Source organism: Nocardia sp. IFM 10818 (assembly GCF_054655275.1).
The window spans coordinates 6,752,581-6,777,301 of the sequence record NZ_BAAHJH010000001.1; the positions used below are offsets into that span (position 1 = coordinate 6,752,581).

The 24,721-nt window shown below is 67.3% G+C and carries 22 protein-coding genes and 1 pseudogene; 15 read left to right on the plus strand and 8 right to left on the minus strand.

Annotation, left to right across the window (positions count from 1 at the left end):
* Window positions 1-214: 214 nt before the first annotated feature.
* The 6 genes and pseudogenes from ACYQ5L_RS31305 to ACYQ5L_RS31330 form a co-directional block, all read left to right on the plus strand.
* Window positions 215-1,780 (plus strand): annotated as a pseudogene (locus ACYQ5L_RS31305) (DEAD/DEAH box helicase); the annotation flags it as partial.
* A gap of 1,190 nt (window positions 1,781-2,970) precedes the next feature.
* Complete coding sequence (locus ACYQ5L_RS31310) at window positions 2,971-4,194, plus strand: Rv3212 family protein (protein ID WP_459961808.1); 1,224 nt, start codon at window positions 2,971-2,973, stop codon at window positions 4,192-4,194.
* Between the two features lie 187 nt (window positions 4,195-4,381).
* Window positions 4,382-4,999, plus strand: a complete 618-nt coding sequence (locus ACYQ5L_RS31315; protein ID WP_459961809.1) for an acid phosphatase — start codon at window positions 4,382-4,384, stop codon at window positions 4,997-4,999.
* On the plus strand, window positions 4,996-5,481 hold the full coding sequence (locus tag ACYQ5L_RS31320; protein ID WP_459961810.1) for a GNAT family N-acetyltransferase: 486 nt from the start codon (window positions 4,996-4,998) through the stop codon (window positions 5,479-5,481). The genes ACYQ5L_RS31315 and ACYQ5L_RS31320 overlap by 4 nt, the downstream gene beginning before the upstream one ends.
* A gap of 93 nt (window positions 5,482-5,574) precedes the next feature.
* The gene (locus ACYQ5L_RS31325) at window positions 5,575-5,922 is read left to right on the plus strand and encodes a YciI family protein (protein WP_459961811.1); all 348 of its coding nucleotides are present in this window, start codon (window positions 5,575-5,577) and stop codon (window positions 5,920-5,922) included.
* A gap of 8 nt (window positions 5,923-5,930) precedes the next feature.
* Window positions 5,931-7,172, plus strand: coding sequence for an RNA polymerase sigma factor (locus ACYQ5L_RS31330; protein ID WP_459961812.1), 1,242 nt, complete (start codon window positions 5,931-5,933; stop codon window positions 7,170-7,172).
* 101 nt (window positions 7,173-7,273) lie between these two features.
* Here ACYQ5L_RS31330 and ACYQ5L_RS31335 read toward each other — a convergent pair whose 3' ends face one another.
* Window positions 7,274-7,708 (minus strand): hypothetical protein, encoded by a 435-nt coding sequence (locus ACYQ5L_RS31335; RefSeq protein WP_459961813.1) that lies wholly within the window; start codon window positions 7,706-7,708, stop codon window positions 7,274-7,276.
* 105 nt (window positions 7,709-7,813) lie between these two features.
* On the opposite strand from ACYQ5L_RS31335, the gene ACYQ5L_RS31340 reads away from it, so the two are divergent.
* Window positions 7,814-8,776 carry a diacylglycerol/lipid kinase family protein gene (locus tag ACYQ5L_RS31340; protein WP_459961814.1) on the plus strand — a complete coding sequence of 321 codons (963 nt, stop codon included), beginning with the start codon at window positions 7,814-7,816 and terminating at the stop codon, window positions 8,774-8,776.
* A 256-nt stretch (window positions 8,777-9,032) separates the two neighbouring features.
* Window positions 9,033-9,287 (plus strand): WhiB family transcriptional regulator, encoded by a 255-nt coding sequence (locus tag ACYQ5L_RS31345; RefSeq protein WP_011211115.1) that lies wholly within the window; start codon window positions 9,033-9,035, stop codon window positions 9,285-9,287.
* 275 nt (window positions 9,288-9,562) lie between these two features.
* Here ACYQ5L_RS31345 and ACYQ5L_RS31350 read toward each other — a convergent pair whose 3' ends face one another.
* Both ACYQ5L_RS31350 and ACYQ5L_RS31355 read right to left on the minus strand, forming a co-directional pair.
* Entirely contained in the window at window positions 9,563-11,077 is a 1,515-nt protein-coding gene (locus ACYQ5L_RS31350; RefSeq protein WP_459961815.1) for a sensor histidine kinase, read from the minus strand.
* A gap of 97 nt (window positions 11,078-11,174) precedes the next feature.
* Window positions 11,175-11,390, minus strand: a complete 216-nt coding sequence (locus ACYQ5L_RS31355; protein WP_459961816.1) for a biotin/lipoyl-binding carrier protein — start codon at window positions 11,388-11,390, stop codon at window positions 11,175-11,177.
* Between the two features lie 89 nt (window positions 11,391-11,479).
* On the opposite strand from ACYQ5L_RS31355, the gene ACYQ5L_RS31360 reads away from it, so the two are divergent.
* A complete protein-coding gene (locus tag ACYQ5L_RS31360; RefSeq protein ID WP_379200796.1) occupies window positions 11,480-11,554 on the plus strand; it encodes a 50S ribosomal protein bL37 in 75 nt (24 codons plus the stop codon).
* A gap of 80 nt (window positions 11,555-11,634) precedes the next feature.
* Here the strand turns inward: ACYQ5L_RS31360 and rsrA are convergent, their stop codons facing one another.
* Window positions 11,635-11,901 carry a mycothiol system anti-sigma-R factor gene (gene rsrA, locus ACYQ5L_RS31365; RefSeq protein ID WP_459963596.1) on the minus strand — a complete coding sequence of 89 codons (267 nt, stop codon included), beginning with the start codon at window positions 11,899-11,901 and terminating at the stop codon, window positions 11,635-11,637.
* Window positions 11,902-11,909: 8 nt separating this feature from the next.
* Window positions 11,910-12,635 (minus strand): sigma-70 family RNA polymerase sigma factor, encoded by a 726-nt coding sequence (locus ACYQ5L_RS31370; protein ID WP_459963597.1) that lies wholly within the window; start codon window positions 12,633-12,635, stop codon window positions 11,910-11,912.
* Window positions 12,636-12,978: 343 nt separating this feature from the next.
* Here ACYQ5L_RS31370 and ybaK point away from each other — a divergent pair, with 343 nt between their 5' ends.
* The 3 genes from ybaK (at window position 12,979) to ACYQ5L_RS31385 (ending at window position 15,803) form a co-directional block, all read left to right on the plus strand.
* A complete protein-coding gene (gene ybaK / locus ACYQ5L_RS31375; protein ID WP_459961817.1) occupies window positions 12,979-13,473 on the plus strand; it encodes a Cys-tRNA(Pro) deacylase in 495 nt (164 codons plus the stop codon).
* A gap of 111 nt (window positions 13,474-13,584) precedes the next feature.
* On the plus strand, window positions 13,585-14,112 hold the full coding sequence (locus tag ACYQ5L_RS31380; protein ID WP_459961818.1) for a MarR family winged helix-turn-helix transcriptional regulator: 528 nt from the start codon (window positions 13,585-13,587) through the stop codon (window positions 14,110-14,112).
* Window positions 14,109-15,803, plus strand: a complete 1,695-nt coding sequence (locus ACYQ5L_RS31385) for an MDR family MFS transporter (protein ID WP_459961819.1) — start codon at window positions 14,109-14,111, stop codon at window positions 15,801-15,803. The genes ACYQ5L_RS31380 and ACYQ5L_RS31385 overlap by 4 nt, the downstream gene beginning before the upstream one ends.
* Window positions 15,804-15,831: 28 nt before the next feature.
* Here ACYQ5L_RS31385 and ACYQ5L_RS31390 read toward each other — a convergent pair whose 3' ends face one another.
* Together ACYQ5L_RS31390 and ACYQ5L_RS31395 are read right to left on the minus strand one after the other, a co-directional pair.
* Window positions 15,832-17,337 carry an ArnT family glycosyltransferase gene (locus ACYQ5L_RS31390; RefSeq protein ID WP_459961820.1) on the minus strand — a complete coding sequence of 502 codons (1,506 nt, stop codon included), beginning with the start codon at window positions 17,335-17,337 and terminating at the stop codon, window positions 15,832-15,834.
* A 671-nt stretch (window positions 17,338-18,008) separates the two neighbouring features.
* Window positions 18,009-19,283, minus strand: a complete 1,275-nt coding sequence (locus ACYQ5L_RS31395) for an acyltransferase family protein (protein WP_459961821.1) — start codon at window positions 19,281-19,283, stop codon at window positions 18,009-18,011.
* 238 nt (window positions 19,284-19,521) lie between these two features.
* Here ACYQ5L_RS31395 and ACYQ5L_RS31400 point away from each other — a divergent pair, with 238 nt between their 5' ends.
* Both ACYQ5L_RS31400 and ACYQ5L_RS31405 read left to right on the plus strand, forming a co-directional pair.
* Complete coding sequence (locus ACYQ5L_RS31400) at window positions 19,522-21,786, plus strand: MMPL family transporter (protein WP_459961822.1); 2,265 nt, start codon at window positions 19,522-19,524, stop codon at window positions 21,784-21,786.
* A 138-nt stretch (window positions 21,787-21,924) separates the two neighbouring features.
* Window positions 21,925-22,236 (plus strand): hypothetical protein, encoded by a 312-nt coding sequence (locus tag ACYQ5L_RS31405; protein ID WP_459961823.1) that lies wholly within the window; start codon window positions 21,925-21,927, stop codon window positions 22,234-22,236.
* Between the two features lie 28 nt (window positions 22,237-22,264).
* Here the strand turns inward: ACYQ5L_RS31405 and ACYQ5L_RS31410 are convergent, their stop codons facing one another.
* Complete coding sequence (locus ACYQ5L_RS31410; RefSeq protein ID WP_459961824.1) at window positions 22,265-23,032, minus strand: SOS response-associated peptidase; 768 nt, start codon at window positions 23,030-23,032, stop codon at window positions 22,265-22,267.
* Window positions 23,033-23,177: 145 nt separating this feature from the next.
* Between ACYQ5L_RS31410 and ACYQ5L_RS31415 the strand changes: the two genes are divergently transcribed.
* Complete coding sequence (locus ACYQ5L_RS31415) at window positions 23,178-24,686, plus strand: aldehyde dehydrogenase family protein (RefSeq protein ID WP_459961825.1); 1,509 nt, start codon at window positions 23,178-23,180, stop codon at window positions 24,684-24,686.
* Window positions 24,687-24,721 lie beyond the last annotated feature (35 nt).

Genomic DNA, 24,721 nt, shown 5'->3' on the forward strand with positions numbered 1-24,721 from the left:
ATTGCCGCTCGAACGCGTTTGCCGGATACACGATGAACCGGCGCTCGAGCGCCCGCAGTCCACGGAAAATGTGCGCGCACTCCGATCCGAACATTGTGCGCCGCGTCAGGTCGATGCTCCCGAAACCGGACAAGCATCCCGCAGCGGCGATAACGGGTCAGTGGTCGTCGCGGACCGCCCGGGTCCGCCCCACACCTCGTGCGCGCGAGACGCGATAACGAGGAAAGGCAAGAACCTGAGCAAGATCACCGTAGAGCAGGAACCCGGTCTGGCCGATACGCTGCTGACCGCCGAGCTCGACGAAACACATACCGCTCCCACCTTCGCCGAATTGGGCGTGCGCGAGGAAATCGTGCGCTCGCTGGCCGAGATCGGGATCGAACGCACCTTCGCGATTCAGGAACTCACGCTGCCGCTGGCGCTGGCCGGCGAGGATCTGATCGGCCAGGCCCGCACGGGCATGGGCAAGACCTTCGGTTTCGGCGTGCCGCTGCTGCACCGCATCACCACCTCCGGCTCGGGCACCATCGAATTGGACGGCACGCCGCGCGCGCTGATCATCGTGCCGACCCGGGAGCTGTGCATCCAGGTCACCGCGGATCTGGAGAACGCCTCCAAGCATCTGACCAAGCTGCGCGTCACCTCCATCTACGGCGGCCGGCCCTACGAGTCGCAGATCGCGGCGCTGCGCTCGGGCGTGGACGTCGTGGTGGGCACCCCGGGACGACTACTGGACCTCGCCCAGCAGGGTCACCTGATCCTGGGCAAGGTGCAGGTGCTGGTTCTCGACGAGGCCGACGAAATGCTCGATCTGGGCTTCCTGCCCGATATCGAGCGCATTCTCACCATGGTTCCCGAGCAGCGTCAGACCATGCTGTTCTCGGCCACCATGCCGGGCCCGATCATCACCCTGGCCCGCACCTTCCTGAACCGGCCGACCCATATCCGCGCCGAGGAGCCGCACGATTCCGCGGTGCACGACCGCATCGCGCAGTTCGTCTACCGGGCGCACGCGCTGGACAAGACCGAACTGCTCGCCCGCGTGCTGCAGGCCGAGACCCGCGGCGCGACCATGATCTTCGCCCGCACCAAGCGCACCGCGCAGAAGGTGGCCGACGATCTGGCCGAACGCGGCTTCTCCGTCGGCGCCGTGCACGGCGACCTCGGGCAGATCGCCCGGGAGAAGGCGCTCAAGAAGTTCCGCGAGGGCAAGATCGACGTGCTGGTCGCCACCGATGTCGCCGCGCGCGGCATCGATATCGACGACGTCACCCACGTGGTCAACTACCAGTGCCCCGAGGACGAGAAGACCTACGTCCACCGCATCGGCCGCACCGGCCGCGCGGGCCGCGCGGGCGTCGCGGTGACCCTGGTCGACTGGGACGAACTGCACCGCTGGGCCTCCATCGACAAGGCCCTCGACCTCGGCATCCCGGAACCGGTCGAAACCTACTCCCGCTCCCCGCACCTGTATGCCGACCTCGGCATCCCGGAGGGCTCCACCGGCCAGATCCGCAAACCCAAGCCGCAGCGCGACGAGGACGCCGTGGTCGTCGACCGCGAATCCCGCTCCCCCCGCAAGCGCAACCGCCGCCGCACCCGCGCCGGCCAGCCCATCGACGGCGAGACCACCGCCTCGACCCCCGATTCGCCTGTGACCGAGGAGGATTCGGCCGAGGTTTCGGACAAGCCGGGCCGCCGCCGTCGCCGCCGCCGTCGCGGTGGCAATGCCGACACCCCCGACGCCACCACCACGCAGGTCGCCGCCGAGACCGCCAACCCGACCGCCGATGCACCGGCCGGTTCAGAGTCGGACGAGACCGGCACCCGCAACCGCCGCAACCGCCGCCGCAACCGCCGCGGCAAGGGCTCGACCGACACCGCCGCGACGGTGAACGACGCCGCAGCGTCGAACGGCACGGCCGAGTCCAACGGCACCACTGCGGCGAGCGGCATCGGCACCACCGCCGATTCCAACGACGCCGTGGTGGCACCCGCTGCCGCCCCGGCCGAGCCCATCGCCTCGTCGACCCCCCTGGCGGCCGTCGCCGCCGACTCGGCCGAGGAGCCGAAGGCCGCACCGCGCAAGCGCACTCGCCGCACCACCAAGACCGCGAGCGAGGCCGTGAACGGTTCCGGCGATATCGCGACCGACCCGGTCACCGATCCCGACACCACCGTCACGACGGCCGAAAGCTCCGCCGAGCCGGCAAAGGCCGCACCGCGCAAGCGGACTCGCCGCACCGCGGCGACCGAAGCCGTCGCCGAGCCGCAGGCGGCTACCGAAGCGACCGGCCCGAGCGACGCTGATGCGACCACCGAGCCGAAGAAGCGCACCCGCCGCACCACCAAGACCGCCGCTGCGCCAGTGAACGAATCCGATCCCGCCGCAAGCGTTTCGGAGGCGGTGGCAGAGGTCGCCGAAACCACACCCAAGAAGCGGGTCCGGCGCACCACCGAGGCGGCCGAGACCGCCGCCGACCCCGCACCCGCCGTCAATGTCCCGGCCGAGGGTGAGGTCGCGCCGAAGAAGCGCGTCCGCCGCACCGTCAAGCCCACGGTCGAGGCCGAGGCAACGGCGAACGGTTCGGCCACCACCGCCGAGGAGACGCCCAAGAAGCGCACTCGCCGCGCCATCAAGCCCGCGGACGCGGCCGTGAGCGATTCCGAGACCGCCGCCACCGCGGAGGCCGCCGCCGCAGCGCCGAAGAAGCGAGTCCGGCGCAGCACCAAGGCCGAAACCACCGAATCGGCCGCCGCCGAAGGTGATTCGAGCGAATCCGTAGCCGTGCGACGGCCGCGGCGGCGAAAGGCCGAAGTGAGCGCGGAGAACGCCACCGCCGCGACCGACACCGCCGTCGCAGCCTCGGCATAACAGCGAGGCAGACCACAGCCGACACCCCGCCGCCGCCTCAGCGAGGCGGCGGCGGGTCGAGCAGGGCTTGCGGGGGATCGGCTACTCTCGCTGACGTGCTCGCACCGGAGCGGCGGACACGCGCCGATATTCTGACCGCTGTCGCGATTGCCGCTCTGCTGGTGATCGCGGCGGTTGTGGTGTGGTGGAACAGCGCTGCGCGGGGGACCGAGTCGGTGACCGCTACGGAGACGTTGACGCCGCCGCCTACTTCGGCGCAGTTGCCCGCGCGGATGGCGGAGCTGTGGCGGGCGGCGGATCCGGCGGCGGAGCGGTCGCTGGCGGTGGGCGGGGTGGCCATCACCGGTGCTGAGGGGACGGTGACCGGGCGGAATCCGGTGACCGGGGAGCAGGTGTGGAAGTACGAGCGGGATCTGCCGCTGTGTGCGGTGGAGGTGCAGTTCGGGACGGTGATCGCCACCTATCGGGACGATCGCGGATGCAGCCAGACCACGCTGTTGAACGCGGAGAACGGGTCGCGGCTGACGGCGCGGTCCAGCTATATGGACGATGCGGTGACACTGACCCCGGACGGGACCTATGTGCTGGCGCTGGGCAAGGATCGGCTCGAAATGTGGCGGTCGGATCTGGTGCGCACCCTGGAATACGGGTACGTCGACGCGCCGGTGAACCCGCGCACCCAGCCCCGGACCGGCTGTGAGCTGGTCTCGGCCGCTTCGGCGCCGAGCCGGCTGGCGGTGCTGGAACGCTGTCCGAAGGACACCGCCGATCGGCTCACCGTGCTCAATCCGGCGCCCAAGGACGGCACCGTGCCCGAGGAATACAGTTCGCACGTTCTCACCGAACCCGGCGGCGCGGTCGGGGGTGCGCGCGTACTGGCGGTGTCCGACAGCCGGATCGCGCTCTACCTACCCGGAACCCCGTCCACCGCACCGCAAATCGCGGTCTACGATATCTCCGGCAATCCGGTTGCCACCCACCAGCTTTCGGCCCCGCTTGCGGACGACGCCGCCGTCGCCCACCTGAGCTCCGCCTACTTCGTGTTCACCGGCGACACCCTGATCGCCCTCAATGCCAGCACCTTCGACCCGCTCTGGGGCGTCCCGAACGTGCTCGGCACCCCCGCCCTGCTCTCCGGCCAGGTCCTGGTCCCCGTCCCCGGCGGCCTGGCCGCCCTGGACCCCGCCACCGGCGCCCAGCGCTCCCGAATCACCGTGCAGCGCAGCGACTACCACGACGAACTCATCTCCCTGGCCACCGTGGGCCCCACCGTTCTGGAACGCCGCGGCACCACCCTTCACGCCCTCGGCGCAGAGTAGGGCGCTCGGTCGAGAGTCCCCCTCGTCATTCCGGCGCGTTCTTGGCCGGAATCCACCACATCGTCGGAGATCCCGGCCAAAAGCACGCCGGGATGACAAGGCTGGTCCTCGAGAGGGCGAGCTGGTCCTCGAGAGGACGTGGACTCGCTGTACGGCGTCGGCGCCGCGGTCCGGCATGATCGAGTGCATGGACGACGGTGAGTTCCGGCTGATTCTGCTGCGGCACGGCGAGACGGAGTGGTCGGCGACGCGGCGGCATACGGGGCGGACGGATCTGCCGCTGACCGCGGCCGGTGAGGCGCAGGCGGTGGCGGCCGGGAAACTGCTCGCCGGACTGGGGCTGCGGAATCCGCTCGTGCTGAGCAGTCCCCGGCAGCGCGCCCTGCGGACGGCCGAACTGGCCGGCCTGCCGGCCCCGGTGATCGACGACGACCTGGCCGAATGGGATTACGGCGAGTACGAGGGCCTCACCACCACCGAGATCCGGCGCATGGCGCCGGGCTGGACCATCTGGACCGGTACGGTGCCCGAAGGCGAGACCGCCGGGCAGGTGCGGGCCCGCGCCGACCGCGTCCTGGCCACCGCCACCCTGGAGGTGGCCACCCGTGAGGTGGTGCTGGTCGGCCACGGCCATTTCTCGCGGGCCCTGATCGCCCGCTGGGCGGAGTTCGACGTGATCGAGGGGCGGCGTTTCTTCCTGTCCACGGCCGCGGTTACGGTACTGGGGCATGATCACGGCGCTCGAACCGTGCTCGCGCACAACCTGGTTCCACAGCTGGACCCGATGGAGGGAGCTGCCCGATGATCCGCCGCGCCACGCCCGCCGATATCCCGGCACTGGTGAAACTCGTCTACGACCTGGCCGAGTACGAGAAGGCGCCGGACGAGTGCAAGCTCACCGAGGACCAGCTCGAGCAGTCGCTGTTCGGCCCCTCCCCCAAGGTGTTCGCGCACGTCGCCGAGGGCCCGGGCACCGCGGGCGTGGTCGGCTGCGCCATCTGGTTCCTGAACTACAGCACCTGGACCGGAACGCACGGCATCTACCTGGAGGATCTGTTCGTCAAGCCGGAGGCGCGCGGCCTGCACCTGGGCCGCGATCTGCTGGCCGCGCTGGCGCGCGAGGCGGTGGCGAACGGCTACGCCCGGGTCGACTGGTCGGTGCTGGACTGGAACAAACCGTCCATCGACTTCTACGAGGCCCTCGGCGCCGTCGCCCAGGACGAGTGGACCGGCTACCGCCTGACCGGCCCCGCCCTCACCCGCCTGGCCACGCACGCCGACGACTGAATTCCCGTCCTCCGGGTTGTCGATTTCGCACCCGCTCCCGCGTCGAAGAGTTGGATGGTCCGAAGAGCGGACCGCACGACCGGAGGAGCAACGATGTCGAAATACCTGGCGCTGATCTTCGACGACGCCCGCTGGGAACACCCGGATCCGGATGAGCTCACCCAGGTGCTCGGCGAGCACACGCGGTTCGAGGAGAAGAACCGCGAGGCCATCCTGGGCGGTGAGGCGCTGGCCTGGCGCACCACGGCCACCAGCATCCGGCCGGACGGCCGGAACGGATTCCTGGTCACCGACGGGCCTTTCGTGGAGACCAAGGAGAATCTCGGCGGCTACTACCTGCTCGAGGCGGCCGATCTCGATGCCGCCATCGCCGTCGCCAAGCAGATCCCGATGCCGCCGGGGTGCGGCGTCGAGGTCCGGCCCATTATGGAATTCGACTGAGCGGCACCGTGAATCACGCCGCTGTGGCCGCCGCCGTGGCGGATGCGCACCGGCGCGAGTGGGCCTTCGTGCTCGCCGCGACGGTGCGCGTCACCCGCGATCTGGATCTGGCCGAGGAGTGCGTGCAGGATGCGTACGCGCAGGCGCTGAGCCGGTGGGGTGAGCAGGGCGTACCCGCGAAACCCGCGGCGTGGCTGACCACCGTCGCCCGCAATCGCGCCCTCGATCTGCTGCGGCGGCAGTCCACCATGCGCCGCGCGCTGCCCCTGCTCGTCGAATCCGCCGAAATCGATGATGTCGCGGAAAACGCTGCGGCGGAATCGATTCCCGATGACCGGCTGCGATTGATCTGCACCTGTTGCCATCCCGCGTTGTCACCGGAAGCCCAAGTGGCACTGACGCTCCGGCTGGTCTGCGGTCTCACCACCGCGGAGGTGGCGCGCGCCTTCCTGGTCAGCGAATCCACCATGGCCGCGCGAATAACCCGCGCCAAGAAGAAGATCGCCGCCGCCCGCATTCCGTATCGGGTGCCCGCCCCGGCCGAACTGCCCGAGCGTGTGGACGCCGTGCTGACGGTGGTGCATCTGCTGTTCACCACCGGTCACACCGCGCCCTCCGGCGCGGAGCTCATCCGCCGCGATCTCACCGAGCGCGCCACCGACCTGGCTCGGATGCTGCAGCTGCTGTTGCCCGAAAATCCGGATGTGACAGGGCTTCTCGCGCTGCTGCTGCTCACCGACGCCCGTCGCCCGGCCCGCACCGATGACGACGGCGGCATGGTGGCGCTGCGTGATCAGGATCGCTCGCGCTGGGATCGGGCCAAGATCGCCGAGGGCATCGCCCTGGTCCGCACCGCCCTCACCCACCGGCCGGGCCGCTATGCCCTCGAGGCCGCCATCGCCGCGGTGCACGGCGAGGCCCCGAGTTTCGCGGCCACCGATTGGCGGGAGGTGCTCGGTCTCTACGACGTCCTGATACAGCTGTGGCCCTCCCCCGTGGTGGCGCTCAATCGCGCCGTCGCCCTCGGCATGGCGCGGGGCCCGTCCGCCGGGCTTGACGCCCTCGAGGCGCTGGCCGCCGAGCCGCAACTTTCCGGCTACGTCTACGTGCCGGCCGCCCGCGCGCACTTCCTCGCCGCCCTCGGCCGGACCGCCGAGGCTCGCGCGACGTATGCGGAGGCCGTCGAGCTCGCCGCCAACACCGCCGAGCGGGACTTCCTCATGACCCGAATGTCCAAAATCAGCGACTGACCGGCAACCGCCTGTTCGCCCGTTTCAGCTGCCCCCGAAACTGGGGGCACACCCATGTGTGGACGGACGACCAAAAACCGCTCAGCGGCGAATTCAGCGGCTCATTCGGACGTGTCGTAGCCCGCGGCCATCCACTGGTTCGACGCCGGTGCGAACAAGAACCCCAGTGCGACGAGCGCGACCAGCGTGACGGGCGTCCCCAATTCCGGTCGGCCCGAGGTGAACATGTACCAGGCGACGCCGAGCAGCAGCAGCTGCGTGAGCACGGCGATGGCCCGCCCCCAGCGCTTGCCGCGCAGCAGCCCCAGCCCCGCCGCGAGCACCGCGCCGCCGACGATGACCGCGTACCCCGCGGTGAGATAACTGTTCTTGGCGCTCTGCGCGGACCCGGTCAGACCGGTCACCACCAGCGCGATCGCGGCGATCAGGCCGAGCGCGCCCTCGAACGCCACCAGTGCGCCCGCGCCGCGCACGGTCGTCGGCACGCCCGCACCGCTCTGCCGCGTCTTCTTCTCGCCGGAGTTCTGCTCAGCCACCCGCCCAGCCTACGACCCGCACCTCGCAGCGAAACGCGAGCCTGTGAACGGGAAATCGCGGCGGCGGGCGTTCGCCGTTGAACGTCGGTCAGTAGCATGCGGGGGGTGCGGACCCTGCTGATCGTGAACCCGAATGCCACCTCGACGACCCCGGAAACTCGCGATCTGCTCGCCCACGCCCTGGAGAGCCGCACCCAGTTGACCGTCGCGCACACCGAACATCGCGGACATGCCGCGGAGCTGGGCAAGTGGGCCGCCGACACCCGCATGGACCTGATCGTGGTGCACGGCGGCGACGGCACCGTGAACGAGACCATCAATGGTTTCCTGCCGCTGCCCGGCCGGCCGGAGCGCGAATGGCTGCCGCGGCTCGGCGTCATTCCCGGCGGTTCGGCGAATGTGTTCGCGCGCTCGCTGGGCATCTCCCCCGATCCGGTGACCGCCACCAATCAGCTCATCGATCTGCTCGCCGTGGACACCGACCGGCGCATCGGGCTCGGCCTGGTGCACAGCGCGCAGGTGGACGCCGACGACGATCGCTGGTTCCTGTTCAGCGCCGGCGTCGGCCTCGACGCCGATGTGTGCGAGGTGATCGACCACAAGCGCGCCAATGGAAAACCCGCCACTCCCGCGCGCTACCTGCGCACCACGGTGAAACAGTTCTTCCGCGCCAAAGGCCGCGATCCCCATGTGCGCCTCGAGATTCCAGGTCACGAACCGGTCACGGAGGTGCATTACGCATTCGTGACCAACGCCAGTCCGTGGACCTACCTCGACAACACGCCCGTCGTCACGAATCCGGGAACCTCGTTCGAAACCGGTCTCGGGGTGTTTGCCATGCGCACGATGGGTGTCGTGCCGACCCTGCTGGTCGCCCGGCAGTTGCTCTCCTCCGGTGGAAATCCCCAGGGCCACAAATTGTTTCGAGAGGATGACGTGCCGTCGGTGCAGATCACGGCGGCGGAGCCCATCGGGTTGCAAATCGACGGCGACTTCATCGGCCGACGCAACATGGTGAATTTCACAGCGGTTGCGGATATCCTCGATGTGGTCGCGCCGAAGCCGTAGCGGGCCCGACACACCTGAGAACAATCGCTGTTGTGCTGCGAAAACCCGCTCGACCGAGTACAAATGACACGGCAGGCCCCCGATGTAGGGGTCTTACAGCGTGAGCTTCCCCACGGTGCACCAGGTATCTATTGACATCTACGGTGTTCGTGAAAGCATTCACAAGCAACCGTGCGGAAACATTCGAGTCGCACAAGTGAACGGACCACAAACCCGAAGGGCACAGCCATGTGTGCCCTAGCAAAGGAGCAGAGGAATGGACTGGCGCCACAAGGCCATCTGTCGCGACGAGGACCCCGAGCTGTTCTTCCCGGTGGGTAACAGTGGTCCGGCGCTCGCGCAGATTGCCGATGCCAAGCTGGTCTGCGCTCGCTGCCCGGTCACTGCCGATTGCCTGTCCTGGGCCCTGAAATCCGGACAGGATGCCGGCGTGTGGGGTGGTATGAGCGAAGACGAGCGGCGTGCGCTGAAGCGTCGCAACGCCCGCACCCGTACCCGCACCGTCGTCTAACTGCAGACGACAGGCGTTAAGGCCGAGCCCCCAGCCCCCGGCCATAACGCAATTCGGCCCGGCACCACCACAGGTGCCGGGCTTCAGTGTGTTTGGGCCAACTCTCGGAACTCTCAGGGGCTCCGCCCCCGAACCCCCGGAACTCTCGGGGGCTCCGCCTCCCGGGGCTCCTGAGGGCTCCACCCCCGGACCCCGAATAAGAACTCTGAGAATTCGTTGAGAACAATTCCCGCTCAACGGGATTTTGTTTCGAACGAATGATCGGACGCAGTATTTCAGCGCGCGGACCGGCGGCCCAAGGGAACTCGCAGAACGGCGTCGGTGCCGACGTCGGCGCCCGGATGCAATCCGATCGAGCCGCCTAGCTCGGCGGTAACCAGAGTCCGGACAATTTGCAGGCCCAACCGGTCGGAGGCTTCCAGGCTGAAACCGTCCGGGAGGCCGCGGCCGTCATCGCTGATGATCACGTCGAGCCAGCGCGCGGAACGTTCGGAGCGAATGGTGACGGTGCCGTTCTCGCCGGGATCGAATGCGTGCTCGATGGCGTTCTGCACCAATTCGGTGAGGACCATGACCAGCGGGGTCGCGCGTTCGGCGGAGAAGACGCCGAGGGAACCGGCGCGGCGCACCTTGATGCGGGCGGTGTGCACGGTGGCGACATCGGCCATTATCGGCAGCAGGCGGTCGACCACCTCGTCGAGATCGACTTCCTCGTCCACCGACATCGACAGCATTTCGTGCACCGATGCGATGGAGGTGACGCGGCGGACCGATTCGGTCAGCGCCAGGCGGGCCTCTTCGTTCTCGGTGCGGCGGGCCTGCAGCCGCAGCAGCGCGGCCACGGTCTGCAGGTTGTTCTTCACGCGATGGTGGATCTCGCGAATGGTCGCGTCCTTGGAGAGCAGGGCGCGGTCGCGGCGCTTGACCTCGGTGACATCGCGGACCAGGACGGCGGCGCCGCCGAGTTCACCGTGCGGGCGCAGCACCAGGGTGCGCAGCAGCACGGTCGCGCCGCGCGCCTCGACTTCCATTCGGCGACCGGCCTTTCCGGCCAGCGCCGCCTGAATGTCGCCGACCACTTCCTGCGCGTCGAACGGGTCGGTGATGAGCGAGCGGGTGGTCAGCGCCAGGTCCTGGGCGACCAGATCGTTCTGCAGGCCCATCCGGTGATAGGCCGAGAGCGCATTGGGGCTGGCGTAGACGACCAGGCCATCGGTGTCCAGGCGGATGAAACCGTCGCCGGCGCGCGGGCTGGAGTGCGAACCGGTGCGATCCTCCAGGGCCGGGAAGGTGCCGTCGGAGACCATCTGGCACAGGTCGTCGGCGCAGGACATGTACGCGATCTCCAGGCTGGAGCGCATCTTGCGCCGCTGCAGATCGGTGTCGCGGCCGAGAATGGCGATCACATCGCCGCCGATGCGCACCGGAATGGCTTCGCGCAGTGCGTGAACCGGATGCGGATGGTAGACGCCGGTGGTCTCCACATCGGAATCCGAGCGCACGATCTCACCGGTGAGCAGCGCCTCGAAGATATCGGGATGGGAATCCTTGGTGGCCAGCGAGCCGACCAGGTCCTCCGGGTGCACGGTGGGCGCGGTGGTGGGGCGGCACTGCGAGACGCACACGATATTCGCGCCCTCGGCGATCGGCCCGGTGCCCACCCACAGGGTCAGGTCGGCGAAGGACAGATCGGCCAGCAGCTGCCAGTCGCCCACGACTCGCTGCAGATGATCGACGGCCGCACCCGGTAGATCGGTGTGCTCGGCCAGTAGATCGCTCAGTGTCGACATTCACCCACGCTCCTTGCACCGCATCACGCGTAATCCTCGCACGCCGCAAAACGGTTGGCGGAATCGCGCGGTTCCGGACGCGGGTGTGCGCCACCTCTCAGCTGATGACGGCGATCAGATCGCCCTTCTGGAGCACGTCGCCGGGCTTGACATTAATGGATGTGACGGTGCCCTCGGTCTCGGCGACGACCGGAATCTCCATCTTCATCGACTCCAGCATGATCAGCTCATCGTTGATCTCGACGTGGTCGCCGACGGAGACGCTGATCTTCTGCACGGTCGACACCATCTCCGCGAGGACTTCCTCAGCCACTGACTCTCCTAGTTGCGTTGCCCTGGTCCGCTGAAGTTACACCCAACCACACATGAAAGAATGGCCTCCAATCAGAAGGGAGACTACCTATGGGTAAGCGTGGACGTAAGAAGCGTGGCCGCAAGAAGAGCGCAGCCAACCACGGCAAGCGGCCGAATTCCTGAGCTGTTCGCTGAGCTCGAAAAGCATTGAGCGGCATGGCTTCCCCCTCCGGGGAAACCATGCCGCTCTGGCATTTCCGGGCCTAGTCGGCCGATTCGACGCGGCTCTCCACCTGGGTGTAGGTGGTCCGGATCTCCATGGTCAGCCGCTGGCGCAGCGACTCCGGAGCGCGCTCCCCGCCGCACTTGCGGTTGAGCAGCGACTTGAGCTTCTCCTCCAGGCCGTAGGCCTCGATGCAGGGCGAGCAACGGTTGATGTGCTCCTGCAGCCGGGCCTTGGCCGTCTCGTCGCACTCGTTGTCCAGGAGCAGCCAGACGTCGGCCAGCACCGACGAGCAGTCCAATTCCATATCGTCGCTCACTGGGTTACCTCCTGACGCGCGGCGCTGCCCGACCGGTTGAATCCACGTTCCCGCGCCACATCGGCGAGCAGGCCCTTGAGCTGCTTGCGCCCGCGGTGCAGACGGGACATGACGGTACCGATGGGAGTCCCCATGATGTCGGCGATTTCCTTGTAGGGGAAGCCCTCCACGTCGGCGTAGTACACCGCCATCCGGAATTCCTCGGGAAGTTCCTGCAGAGCGGCCTTGATGTCGTCGTCCGGCAGCGCCTCCAGGGCTTCCATCTCCGCCGAGCGCAGACCCGTGGAGGTGTGCTCGGCGGTGGAGGCCAACTGCCAGTCGGTGATCTCGTCGGTCGGATACTGCGCGGGCTGGCGCTGCTTCTTCCGATACGAGTTGATGTAGGTGTTGGTGAGGATCCGGTACAGCCAGGCGCGCAGGTTGGTGCCCTCCCGGAAGGAGCGGAACCCCTGGTAGGCCTTGGCGAAGGTCTCCTGCACCAGATCCTCGGCATCGGCCGGATTGCGGGTCATGCGCAATGCCGCGCCGTACAGCTGGTCGAGCAGCGGCAGTGCGTCGCGCTCGAACCGCCGGGCCAGGTCGGCGTCGGAGTCGGCGCTTCTGGCGCCGGTCTCGTCCGCTTCGTCGTGTTCCACGGCCAGATCGTCGCTGTCGATGCCCTCGTCGATATTCGAGTCGTCATCGCGATCGACCACCATGTCGTCGTCGCTCGTCACGCTAATCCCTTCGATCGCGGTAGCAATTGAATCTACCGTGCGAGGGGTGAGCGCCAGGAAACCGGCATCGAGCGCCGTGAGAGATGGCCCGGTCCGCACCGGGGGATCGAGGACCAGAACGGTCACGGACTCCTCCTTCGATGAATGAGTGTGGCGCTCGCTCACCGTGGGCCATTCGGTTTCGGCGAAACGCGTAATGCGTGCAACAGGCCGACCCGTCGCCCTGTTCCCGCCTTTGTCCAACTCTCGGAACTCTCAGGGGCCTCGCACCCGAACGCCCAGGTGATCTTGGGGGCCGCGCCCCGAAACCCCCGCGAGAAGATCAGCGCGGGTGGCTAAGGTGAGGCGCATGGCGGCTGCTTCGACTCCCGCGATCAAGGCATTGGTACAGGCCAAGGTCGATCACCGGGTACACGCGTATACCCATGACCCGCGCAGCGATTCGTATGGCATGGAGGCCGTGGACGCGCTGGCCGAGCAGCTCGGGCTGACCGGCGAGCAGATCTTCAAGACGCTGGTGATCGAGTTGAGCTCGGGCGGGCTGGCGGTGGCGGTGCTGCCGGTGCCGACCACGCTGTCGTTGAAGGCGGCGGCCGCGGCGCTGGGCGGCGGGAAGGCCGCCATGGCGGACAAGGCCAAGGCCGAGCGCACGACGGGCTATGTGCTGGGCGGGATTTCGCCGCTGGGACAGAAGAAGCGGCTGCCGACGGTGGTCGACGAATCGGCGTTGCAGTGGGATCGGGTGCTGTGCAGCGCGGGGAAGCGGGGGCTGGAGATCGAGCTCGCGCCGGCGGATCTGGTGCGGTTGACGGGTGCGGTCACGGCGTCCGTCGCGGTGAGCTGAGCCACCTTTCCGGAAAAACTGTTTGCCTTCTAGCAACTATCTCCACATACTTGCACGGTACAACTAGTTGATTAGTGCAAGCAGTTGATAGATGCAAGGAGGTGGTCGGCTGTGTCCGATGACCCCGTCACCGATGAGTTGCTCGATATCGTCGGCTTTCAGATGACCCGGCTGAGCAGGCTGCGCGACCGCACCAACGCCCAGGTCGCGGCCACCACCAATGGCGAGATCGAACCGGCGGCCTTCGCCATCCTGTTCCAGTTGCTCCATTGCGGGCCCATGCGCTCCGGCGCGCTCGCCGATTCGCTCTACTCCGACGCCTCCACCATCAGCCGCCAGGTGGCGAGCCTGGTCAAGCGCGGGGTGCTGGAGCGCCGGGCCGATCCGGCCGACGGGCGCGTCAGCGTGCTGGCGGTGACCGAGCTGGGCCGCACCGCGGCCGCCGAGATCCGCGCCCTGCGCAATCAGGCGCTGCGCACGATCTTCGACCAGTGGGCGCCCGCCGAGCGGGACGCCTTCGCGGGACTGTTCGAGCGCTTCGTGGACGACTACGAGGCCGGCCGCCAGGCCATGCTCACCGAGCTGGCGTCCCGATCCCTTCTTTTCCCGAAACCTGAATCCGCAGAGAGTAATTCGTGACCACGACCGCAGAAAACACAGAGGCAGAGGCGAATCCCGCAGGTTTCACCCACAAGCAGATCATGGTCGTGCTGAGCGGCCTGCTGCTCGGCATGCTGCTGGGCGCGCTGGACCAGACGATCGTGTCGACCTCCATCCGCACCATTGCCGATGACCTGCACGGGTATTCGATGCAGGCGTGGGTGACCACCGCGTATCTGATCACCGCCACGCTGGCCACTCCCCTCTACGGCAAGCTCTCGGACATGTACGGCCGCAAGCCGTTCTATCTGGCGGCCATCACGCTGTTCGTGGCCGGTTCGCTCCTGTGCACGCTGGCGCAGTCGATGTACCAGCTGGCGGCCTTCCGGGCCTTCCAGGGCCTGGGCGCGGGCGGTCTGATGTCGCTGGCGCTGACCATCCTCGGCGATATGGTCGGCCCCCGGGAGCGGGCCCGCTACCAGGGCTACTTCCTGGCCGTGTTCGGCACCTCCAGCGTGGTCGGGCCGGTGCTGGGCGGCGTGCTGGCCGGGCAGGACCAGATCCTGGGCATCTCCGGATGGCGCTGGGTGTTCCTGGTGAACGTGCCGCTGGGCATCATCGCGCTGGCCGTGGTGTCGAAGGTGCTGAAACTGCCGAAGGTCGCGCGCGCCAAGCAGGCCGTGGACTGGTTCGGCGTGCTCACCATCGCGCTCGGCATCGTGCCGCTGCTGGTGGTGGCCGAGCAGGGCCGCGAATGGGGTTGGGGCAGCGCCAATTCCATCACCTGCTACGTGGTGGGCGGACTCGGCCTGATCGGTTTCGTGGCCGTGGAGGCGAAACAGGGTGACGCCGCGCTGATTCCACTGCGCATGTTCAAGAACTCCACCTTCGCGCTCGGCGTGGTCATCTCGGTCGTGGTGGGCGCGGCCATGTTCGGCGGCATCACGCTACTGCCGCAGTACCTGCAGGTGGTGCGGGGCGCGAGCCCGACCCTGGCCGGCATGCAGATGCTGCCGCTGGTGGTGGGCATGATGGTGGCCTCGGTCTTCGCCGGTCAGCTCATCGCGCGCACCGGGCGCTATCGGCTGTTCCCGCCGCTGGGCGCGGGCCTGCTGGTGCTCGGGCTGTTCCTGCTGCACTTCGTGCACGTGGACACGCCGCTGTGGGTGACCATGTCGTTCATGCTCATCACCGGGCTGGGCCTGGGCAATCTCATGCAGCCGCTGACCCTGGCCATCCAGAACGCGCTGCCGCCGCAGGACATGGGCGTCTCGACCGCGGCCGCCACCTTCTTCCGGCAGATCGGCGGCACGCTGGGCGTGGCGGTGTTCCTGTCCATCCTGTTCGCGCAGGTCTCGCCGAACATCAGCACCGAGCTGCAGGCCGCGGCGACGCAGCCGGAGTTCAAAGCCGCTGTCGCGCAAGGCGTGCACAGCGCCAATCCGGTGGACGCGGCGCTGGCCACCGGCCTGGCGCACCAGGACACCTCGGCGGCGGCGCAGGTGCTCGAGGACAGCTCCGTCATCCAGCAGCTGAATCCGACGCTGGCGCAACCGTTCAAGGCCGGTTTCGCCGACGCCATGGACACCGTGTTCCTGTCGGCGGCCGGGGTCGCGCTCATCGCCATGGTGCTGGTGCTGTTCTGGAAGGAGGTGCCGCTGCGCACCGCGGGCGGTATCCAGGCCCGGCGCGAGGCCGTGGTGGAGGCCGATACCGAGGCCATCGGCTAGGCGAGGCGGCCGCGGTGGTCGTCGTCGGTCAGTGCGTGGGCCGCGTGGTGAAGCGGGAGTCGCGCCAGTGGCCCAGATCGAAGTACAGCGTGGTCATGGTGTCCCACAGGACCGGCCACGGCTGCTTCGGCCCCTTGCAGGTCCAGACGGCGACCATGCGGTCGATGCCGGGGATGCCCATGGGGTCGTCGAGTTGCACCACGCGTTCGACCTCGGCGAAACGGGAACGCAGATCGGGTTCGGCGGTGTCCAGGCCGACGAAGACGACCGTGGTGACCGAATCCGGTGGCGGGCCGAAGAATCCGAAGCCGCGGCTGGGGCTGTAGGTGGCGGGCAGGTCGTACTTGCCGCCGAACTGCTCGACCGCGCCGCCCTGCCAGTAGCCCTGGGTCATGATGGCGGAGTGCGCCTTTTCCTCGGGCGTCAGCGTCTGGTAGCCGGTGTCGACCGCCGCGACCATGCGGTCCCAGTTGGTGGTTCCCCAGAACGCCGACCGGATACCGAGATCGATGGGGGTCTCGGTCACGCTGCGCCAGCTGGGCGGCAGCGGCAGCAGGGTGAGCGTGCCGATATAGGTGACCACCGTGAGCGCGACGATCGGAATCATGGCGCGGTTCATCCACCGTTTCCGGGGGTACTGCCACAGGCCGACCGCCCCGATGGCGAACATGGCGGGGAAGAAGCCCGTCGGGTAGTAGGGCCGGCCGTGCGTGATGACCACGAACGCGGTCATGAGCAGCAGCGCCAGCGCGATGAAGCGATACGGTTTCAGCGATTCCTGCTTGACCACCGCGTAGAAGCCGACCGCGATCAGCAGGCAGCCGGTGAACCCGGCGAAACCGAGCCACTGCGGGAAGAATCCCGGCGGACCGTAGCCCGTGGCGTCCTGTTCCGCTCCGATGATCGGGCCCATCGCCAGCTGCGGCCAGTTGTGCTGCGACTGCCAATACAGAATCGGCAGCACGGACAGGCCGAGAATGCCGGTGCCCACCCACAGCGCGGGGCGGCGCAGGATCTCCCGCGGACCGCACAGGATGACGGCCAGCCCCAGGCACGCCCACACCAGCGGGATCATCCACTTCACCTGCATGTCCAGCGCCGCGACCACACCCGCCACCACGAGCAGCCAATCCTGGCGGGTGCGCACCCAGCGGATGAGCAGCCAGGTGATCACGGCCGTGAGCGTGGCGTCGAAGGAGAAGGTGCTCAGCGCGCACTGGGTCACCAGCAGATAGGACGTCCCGTAGGTGAACGCGGCGAGCAGCTGAACCCGCCGATTGCCCCGCAGTTCGTAGGCGATCAACGCCGACACCACGATCGCGCCCACGGCCATCACGACGGCCGGAATCCGCACCGCCGTCACCGATCCCGGCGCCAGCACATCCGCGATGTGGGCGAACAACGCCACCACGACACCCTGATCGGCGTACGTGTAGTCGAGCCGCCGTCCGGCGGAAAGGAAATAGAGCTCATCACCGAAGAACTCGTACCGCCCCGCCGTGACCGTCAGCACTATCAACGAGAGCGCGGACATGATCGCGACGCCACGAAAAGCGAACGGCGGATGAGTATCCGATAGGTCTGCCGGCTCGGTACGAACCGCAACGACCGCTGTCATGAACTGCCCCTGACACTTTCCGACAGACGCGTCCGACGCCCCACTCCCATTGGTGGCATCGCATCTGTTCGCCGACGAACTGATTCCTCCCCGGCAGCGAACTTGATGAGCGCGAGAGCTCGCGATCCTGCTCGGATTATGCGGATTCAGACATTAATGCCTGCCACCACGCTTCGCAAATGCAGAACCCGCCTTCCAGCACTGACCAATTCAATGACGGATTCAATGACCTATGCACCGACAGATTCGATGACCGATACACGAACGAGCCACGCCGCGTTCGAATTCGGCGACTGTTCTTTACCCGTTCACCCACGTCATCCCCGGCGGCAAGCAGCCGATTCGATGACCGATTCGATGACGGATCCGATCAAGCGGTCGTGTGATAACGCTTGTCACCGAAACAAAGCTCCACCAATACATTGGCAGTTAGGAACACAGACCATCATGGAAATTCTCGGATTCCTCGTCGATCTGTTCGGCAAGGGCGCCCACCTGCTGGCCGCGGGATCGGCCTATGCGAGCACTGAGCATCGCTGACGGGGCTCGCGCACCGGCCCCTCGCAGGGGCCGGTCGCAACCGCGGGCTACGCCCGCGCGTCCATCTTGGCGATCAGACGATGACCGAGGCCCTGGAAGGGTTTCTCGATCGCGTAGTAGGTCAAGGTAGCGAGCGCGATCGAGCCGACCATCCAGGTGCCCCAGGTGAGCCAGGTCGCAGGTATTCCGGCGACCGACTCCGTCCAGGGGGAGATGGCCTGCAGTACGAGGGCATGCATGAGGTACAGCGAGTAGCTGATTCGGCCCAGGAACAGCAGCGGGCGCGGGAAAGCGTACCGGCGCAACAGCAACGCCGCCCCGAACAGCAGGTAGGCGCCGATAATGGTGATGGCCTCCTTCTTCCAGGTGACCACGGCGCCGGTGTGCGGATCCAGATAGGGCTGCTGGAGGAGCTTGAGCGCGAAGAGCAGGCATACGGCGAACCCGAATACTCCCCAGCCGAGCTTGGCGCCGATCTCCCCCGCTGTCATTCGGTAGAGCACCGTGCCGACGAACATCGTGGCGAAGATGGCGGTGGTGTATCCGGACGGTCCGGGCTGGTTGAGCACCAGCGGGACCACGATCGATGCGAGCAGCACGGCGGCGACGGCCGCGCGCCCGGTGGCCGCCCGGCGCGCGAAGAACACCGCGATGGCCACGGTCACAACCACGACCAGCACGCGACCGGAAAGGTTCGCGTCAGGCCCGTTGACCATCCTGACCGGCAGGAGCAGCCCGGCAGGCAGGATCAAGCCGAGGGCGAGGAAAGCCAGCGGCACCGATCGGCGGTTCAGTCCGGCGAGGAACAGCAGCGAAACCATCATGTAGAACACCAGCTCATAGGTGAGCGTCCACGCGGCGCCGATGACCTGGGTATCCGGCGCGCCGAGGAAGAACTGCGCCATGGTGGCATTCGTGACCAGGTTCAGCACGGGATCGGCCGCGAAGCCCGACTGCAGGCTGAATCGGCCTACGGCATAGAGGGCCATCGCCGCGACCAAGCTGCCCCAGAAGAGCGGGTACAAGCGGAAGAATCGGCCCACCCAGAACGCGCCCAGCGATCGCCCGCGTTCCAAAGACGCCGGAATGATGAAGCCGCTGACCATAAAGAAGACGAAGACCCCGAACATACCGGCCCCGAAATACGATGCCGAGAACCGCGCGTACTCGGGCCACAGCCGCTCCGAGCAATGCCCGATCACCACCGCCAGTGCCGCCACACCGCGGAGCGCGTCCAGAAACTCGAACCGGCCACGGTGGGTGCGTACTTTTTCCTCGACCGGTGCGGCCGGATCGGCAACGACGTTATCTGGTTTCGTCACACCGTACCGCCGAGAATTCGACCTGGATCCACTGAACACATAGCTGGTGATCGTAACCCCGGTCACGATGCCGACAAGCAATCGATATTTTTCCGTCCGTTCACAACGATTCAAAGCCGGTCGCTATCACCATGGCTCGCAGCGCGTTTGCAGGCGCCGATGATGCACACTAATCTCTCCCGAAGTTGCACAATCCGGAAAGTCTTTTGGGGGAAGTCCTGATGATCGGCGGGACATAGTGTTCGCGCGCTGGGGCAGCCTCGTGTACCGACAACGGTTCGGGGTGCTCGGCATTGTCGTCGCCGGATTGCTCACGCTGGGCGTGTACGGGTTCGGGCTGGGGAATCATCTCGGTTCCGGGGGGCTCGATGACGCCGGGTCGGAATCCGCACAGGCCGCATGGCTGATCGGGGCGTCATTCCCGCAGAGCCACGATGCGGACATTATCGCGATCTATACGGCGCCCGAGGAAGGGACCGTTGATGATTCCGAGCTCAGCCGAAAGGTCATCGACAGCCTGAACAGCTTGCCGCGCAAGTACGCCGGGCAGATCGCGGGGATCAACGGAGCCTACTGGACCACCGAGACGGGCAGGGCCAGCGGGCCGCAATTCGCTACGCCCGATAAGAAGTACGCGGTCGCGTCGATCGCGATCCGCGGTGACAGCGAATACGCGATGCTGTACAACTACCGGCTGGTCAAAGACGCCTTCGATATCCCGGGTGTGACCGTGCAGGTCGGCGGGTTGAAACCGGTGGCGGGGGCGCTCAACGACACCATGGCCGAGGACATCCGGCGTATGGAACTGCTCGCCTTTCCCGTGGTGGCGGTGCTGCTGTTCTTCATCTTCGGCGGCCTGGTCGCCGCCGCGTTGCCGTTGATCGTGGGCGGGCTGACGATGGTCGGCGCGAACGGGATCATCCGCTTCCTGACCAAGTACTTCGAAGTCAATTCGTTTGTCCAGCCGGTTGTTTCGATGATCGGCTTGGGGTTGGCCATCGACTATGGGCTGTTCATCGTCAGTCGTTTCCGGGAAGAGCTCGCCGAGGGGTACGACACACAGGCGGCGGTGCGGCGCGCGGTGATGACCGCCGGGCGCACGGTTGTGTTCTCCGCGACGATGATCGTCACGAGCGCCGGCGGCATGCTGTTGTTTCCGCAGAGCTTTCTCAAATCGATTGCCTATGGCGCTATTTCGGCGGTGTCACTGGCGGCGCTGACCGCGATCACGGTGCTGCCCGCGATGCTGGCCGTGCTCGGTCCGCGGGTGGACATGCTGGGGATCAAGCGGTTGCGCAAGACCAAGACGGCGGAGGAGGTCGAGAACGGGTTCTGGGGCAGGTGCACGCGCTGGGTGATGCAGCGGCCGTTGAAGATCGGCGGCACGCTGACCGTTGTGCTGCTGTTGCTGATCCTGCCGGTGCGGGATCTGGCCTTCGGGGGGTTCAGCGAGCGGTATCTGCCGCCGGACAATGAGACTCGGCTCGCGCAGCAGCAGATCGATACGGCGTTTCCGGGGCGCCGGGCCGACCCGATCGAACTGGTCATCGTCGCCGCCGACAGCACGAAGGTCGGCGCGGTCTGGAATCAGGCGAACGACGCACCGGGGCTGTCCGGGAAATTCGGTATGCCACAACGGTCCGCCACCCAGCCGGCCGTCTACCGGACCAGTGCGCTGCTGACCGACTCCCGCCGCGCCGACGCCACCATCGACTATTTGCGGTCGATCGAGACCGCCGACGGGGTGAGCCTGTTCGTCGGCGGGGTGCCCGCGGTCCAGAAGGACAGCATCGACGCCCTGCTGGACCGGATGCCGCTGATGATCGCGCTGGTCCTGCTCGTGACGACGCTGCTGATGTTCCTGACCTTCGGCTCGCTGATCCTGCCGATCAAGGCGGCGATCATGAGCGCCCTCGGGCTCGGCTCCACCCTGGGCATCCTGACCTGGATCTTCATCGGCGGCCACGGCGCCGGGCTGATGAACTTCACGCCACAGCCGATCCAGGCGACGGTGCTGATCCTGATCATCGCCCTCGTCTACGGCCTGTCCACTGACTACGAGGTCTTCCTGATCTCGCGCATGGTCGAGGCCCGCGCGCAGGGCGCCTCCACCACGGAGGCGGTCCGCATCGGGACCGCGCACACCGGCCGCATCATCACCGCGGCCGCGCTGATCCTGCTCGTGGTCACCGGCGCCTTCGCCTTCTCGGATCTGGTGCTCATGCAGTACATCGCATTCGGCATGGTGGCCGCCCTGCTCATCGACGCCACCGTGATCCGCATGCTGCTGGTGCCGGCGACGATGAAACTGCTCGGTGACGACTGCTGGTGGGCGCCGGGCTGGATGCAGAAGATCCAGCGGAAGATCGGCTTCGGCGAACTGGTCCTCGACGACGAACGGCCCGGCAACCGCCCCATCGTCGACCTCGTGAAAACCACCCCGATCACCGATCCGGTGACCATGCAGATCCCGGTCTTCACCGAATCGCGGTCCGCTCGCTGAGCGCGGGGCCGACGGCAACAATCCGGCGTACATCGCCGCGCACGCGGGCGCGAATCCACGGTTCGCGCCCGCATGTGTGCATTACTGGACTGCGTGCGTACCGACCGGATTCGTTCGACCCGAGGATGTGATGCGGTTATGTCCCCCCATCTGCGTATTCGAACCATCGTGGTCGCCGGTTCCGCCGCGCTGCTGCTGGCGCTGGGGTCCGGCCCGCTGACCGTCACCGCGGCCTCGGCCGCGCCCATCGTCGATATGCCGGCGCAGGCCCCGCAGTATCCGCTAGCCCCGAATCCGGGCACGCCCGGGCAGCCGCCGAAGGAGGACAAGACCGCCGAGAAGGCGGAGTCGCTCGGCAGCGGCATCATGACCAAGGCCATCGACACCACCGCCGGCCTGCTCAAATGCGGGCTGGGATTCGCGCTGCCGTCGATGAAATGCAATATCTGATCGGTCGAATCGAGTGCGCGGGCCGGGCCTAGATCAAGCTGATCTGCCCGGCCTGTTCGTCTGCCGAGCCCAACAGCTCCGGGCCGTTGTTCTTGGCGCTGTTCACCAGCGACGGCACCTCGCGCACGACGATATCCGCGATATCGGCGGGCGCGGGCGTCTCCAATAGCTCGGCGGGCGCCGGATGATCGGGATCCAACCAGGCCTCCCAGTGCGCCCGCGGCATGGGCAGCGGCATGCGGTCGTGGATCTTGGTGAGCTCGCCGACGGCATCGGTGGTGAGAATCGTGCAGGAGAGCAAGGGTTTGGCCGCATCGCCCTGATCGCGGTCGCGCCACACCGACCACAGACCGGCCATATAGAGGCGCTCGCCGTCGCCCCGGGACATGAAATAGGGCTTCTTGACGGCCTTTCCGAGCGCGTCCTGCTCGGTCACCCACTCGTACCAGCCGTCCATGGGCACCAGGCAGCGCCGCTTCTTCACCGCGTCGCGGAAGGAGGCGGTGGTGGCGGCCTTGTCGGCGCGGGCATTGAACAGCGGTTTGCCCTTGACCGGCACACCCGGTTCGGACGCCTTGGTCCACGGCGGGATCAGACCCCACCGCATGGCCCGCAGCCGCAGCGTCGCCGGGTCCTCCGGATGGTCGCGATCGTGTCGTTCCACCACCGTGAGCACCTGATTCGTGGGCGCCACGTTGTAGTTGGGGTCGAAGCCCTTGTCGCCGGTCTCGTCGATGGCATCGAGCTCGGCGGCCAGCGTGGCGGGATTCGTCGTTGTCGCGTATCTGCCGCACATGCCGACCATGCTGCCACCGGCAACCGACAGTTGCGAGGCGGCGGCGCGCGGGAGGGACCGGCAAAGGATCTGATGGCGATTGACTTCAGTTGTGACCTGTGAGACGTTCGTCCCATCACACTCTCATTAGGGGACTGCCGCCATCATGTCTGCTTCCGACACCGCCTCGATCGACCACGCCGCCACGCTGACATCCGTCAACCCGGCCACCGGCGAGGCCCTCGCCAGTTACCAGATCGATGACGAGGACGCGGTCCGCGCCGCCGTGGCCAAGGCGCGCACCGCCGCCGCCACCTGGGGCGCGCTGACCTACGCCGAGCGCAAGAAGCATCTGCTGCGCTGGAGCAGCAAACTGGTCGCCAAGTCGGACGAACTGTGCGAGCTCATTCACGCCGAGAACGGCAAACCCGTCGACGACGCCTTCCTCGAGCTCATGCTGGCGCTCGAGCACATCAAGTGGGCGGCCTCCAATGCCGAGAAGGTGCTCAAGCCCAAGAAGATCGCGCCCGGTGCGCTGATGGCCAACTTCTCCGCGCATCTCGAACAGCGGCCGCTGGGCGTCATCGGCATCATCGGGCCGTGGAACTACCCGGTCTACACGCCGAACGGCTCCATTGCCTACGCGCTCGCCGCCGGCAATGCCGTGGTGTTCAAGCCGAGTGAATTCTCCACCGGCATCGGCAATTTCGTGGCCAAGTGCTTCGCCGAGGCGAATCCGGAACTGCCGGACGGCGTCTTCGTCACCGTCAACGGCTTCGGCGCCACGGGCGCGGCCCTGGTCCGCGCGGGCGTGGACAAGGTGGCGTTCACCGGCTCCGCCGCGACCGGTAAGAAGATCATGGCCGCGGCCGCCGACACGCTCACCCCGGTGCTGCTGGAATGCGGCGGCAAGGACGCGGTCATCGTGGCCGCCGATGCCGATATCAAGGCCGCCGCCGATGCCGTGGCCTGGGGCGCGACCGCCAATAGCGGCCAGACCTGCGCCGGCGTCGAGCGGGTGTACGTCGACAAGTCGGTGGCCGATCAGTTCATCGCCGAGGTCAAGCGCATCCTCACCGATGTCAAGCCGGGTTCCGAGGCCGGCGCCTCCTACGGTCCGATGACCATGCCCAGCCAGATCGACATCGTGCGCCGCCATATCGAGGACGCGCTCAAGAACGGCGGCAAGGCCGTGCTGGGCGGCCCGGAATCGATCAAGGGCCCCTTCATCGAACCGGTCATCATTGTCGACGCCGACGAATCCTCCGCCGCGGTGTGCGAGGAGACCTTCGGCCCGACCGTCACCATTCGCACCGTGAACGGTGTCGACGAGGCCGTGGAGCTGGCCAACAACAGCACCTTCGGGCTGGGCTCGGCGGTCTACTCGCGCAAGCAGGGCCTGGAGATCGCCCGCCGCCTGAAGGTCGGCGCCACCTCGGTCAACTCGGTGCTGGGCTTCGCCGCCATCTCCGGGCTGCCCTTCGGCGGCAGCGGTGATTCCGGCATCGGCCGCATCCACGGCGCGCCGGGCCTGCTGGAGTTCACCCGGCCGCATTCCATTGCGGTGCAGAAGTTCACGATCCCGGGCATGGCCCTGCTGTCGTACTCGCGCACCGACCGCACCATGAAGCTGCTGCGCAAGATCGTGCCGCTGATTCACGGGCGCGCCAAGTAAGCGATGCCAGAATTGCCCGGAAAGGGGGCGTGCGC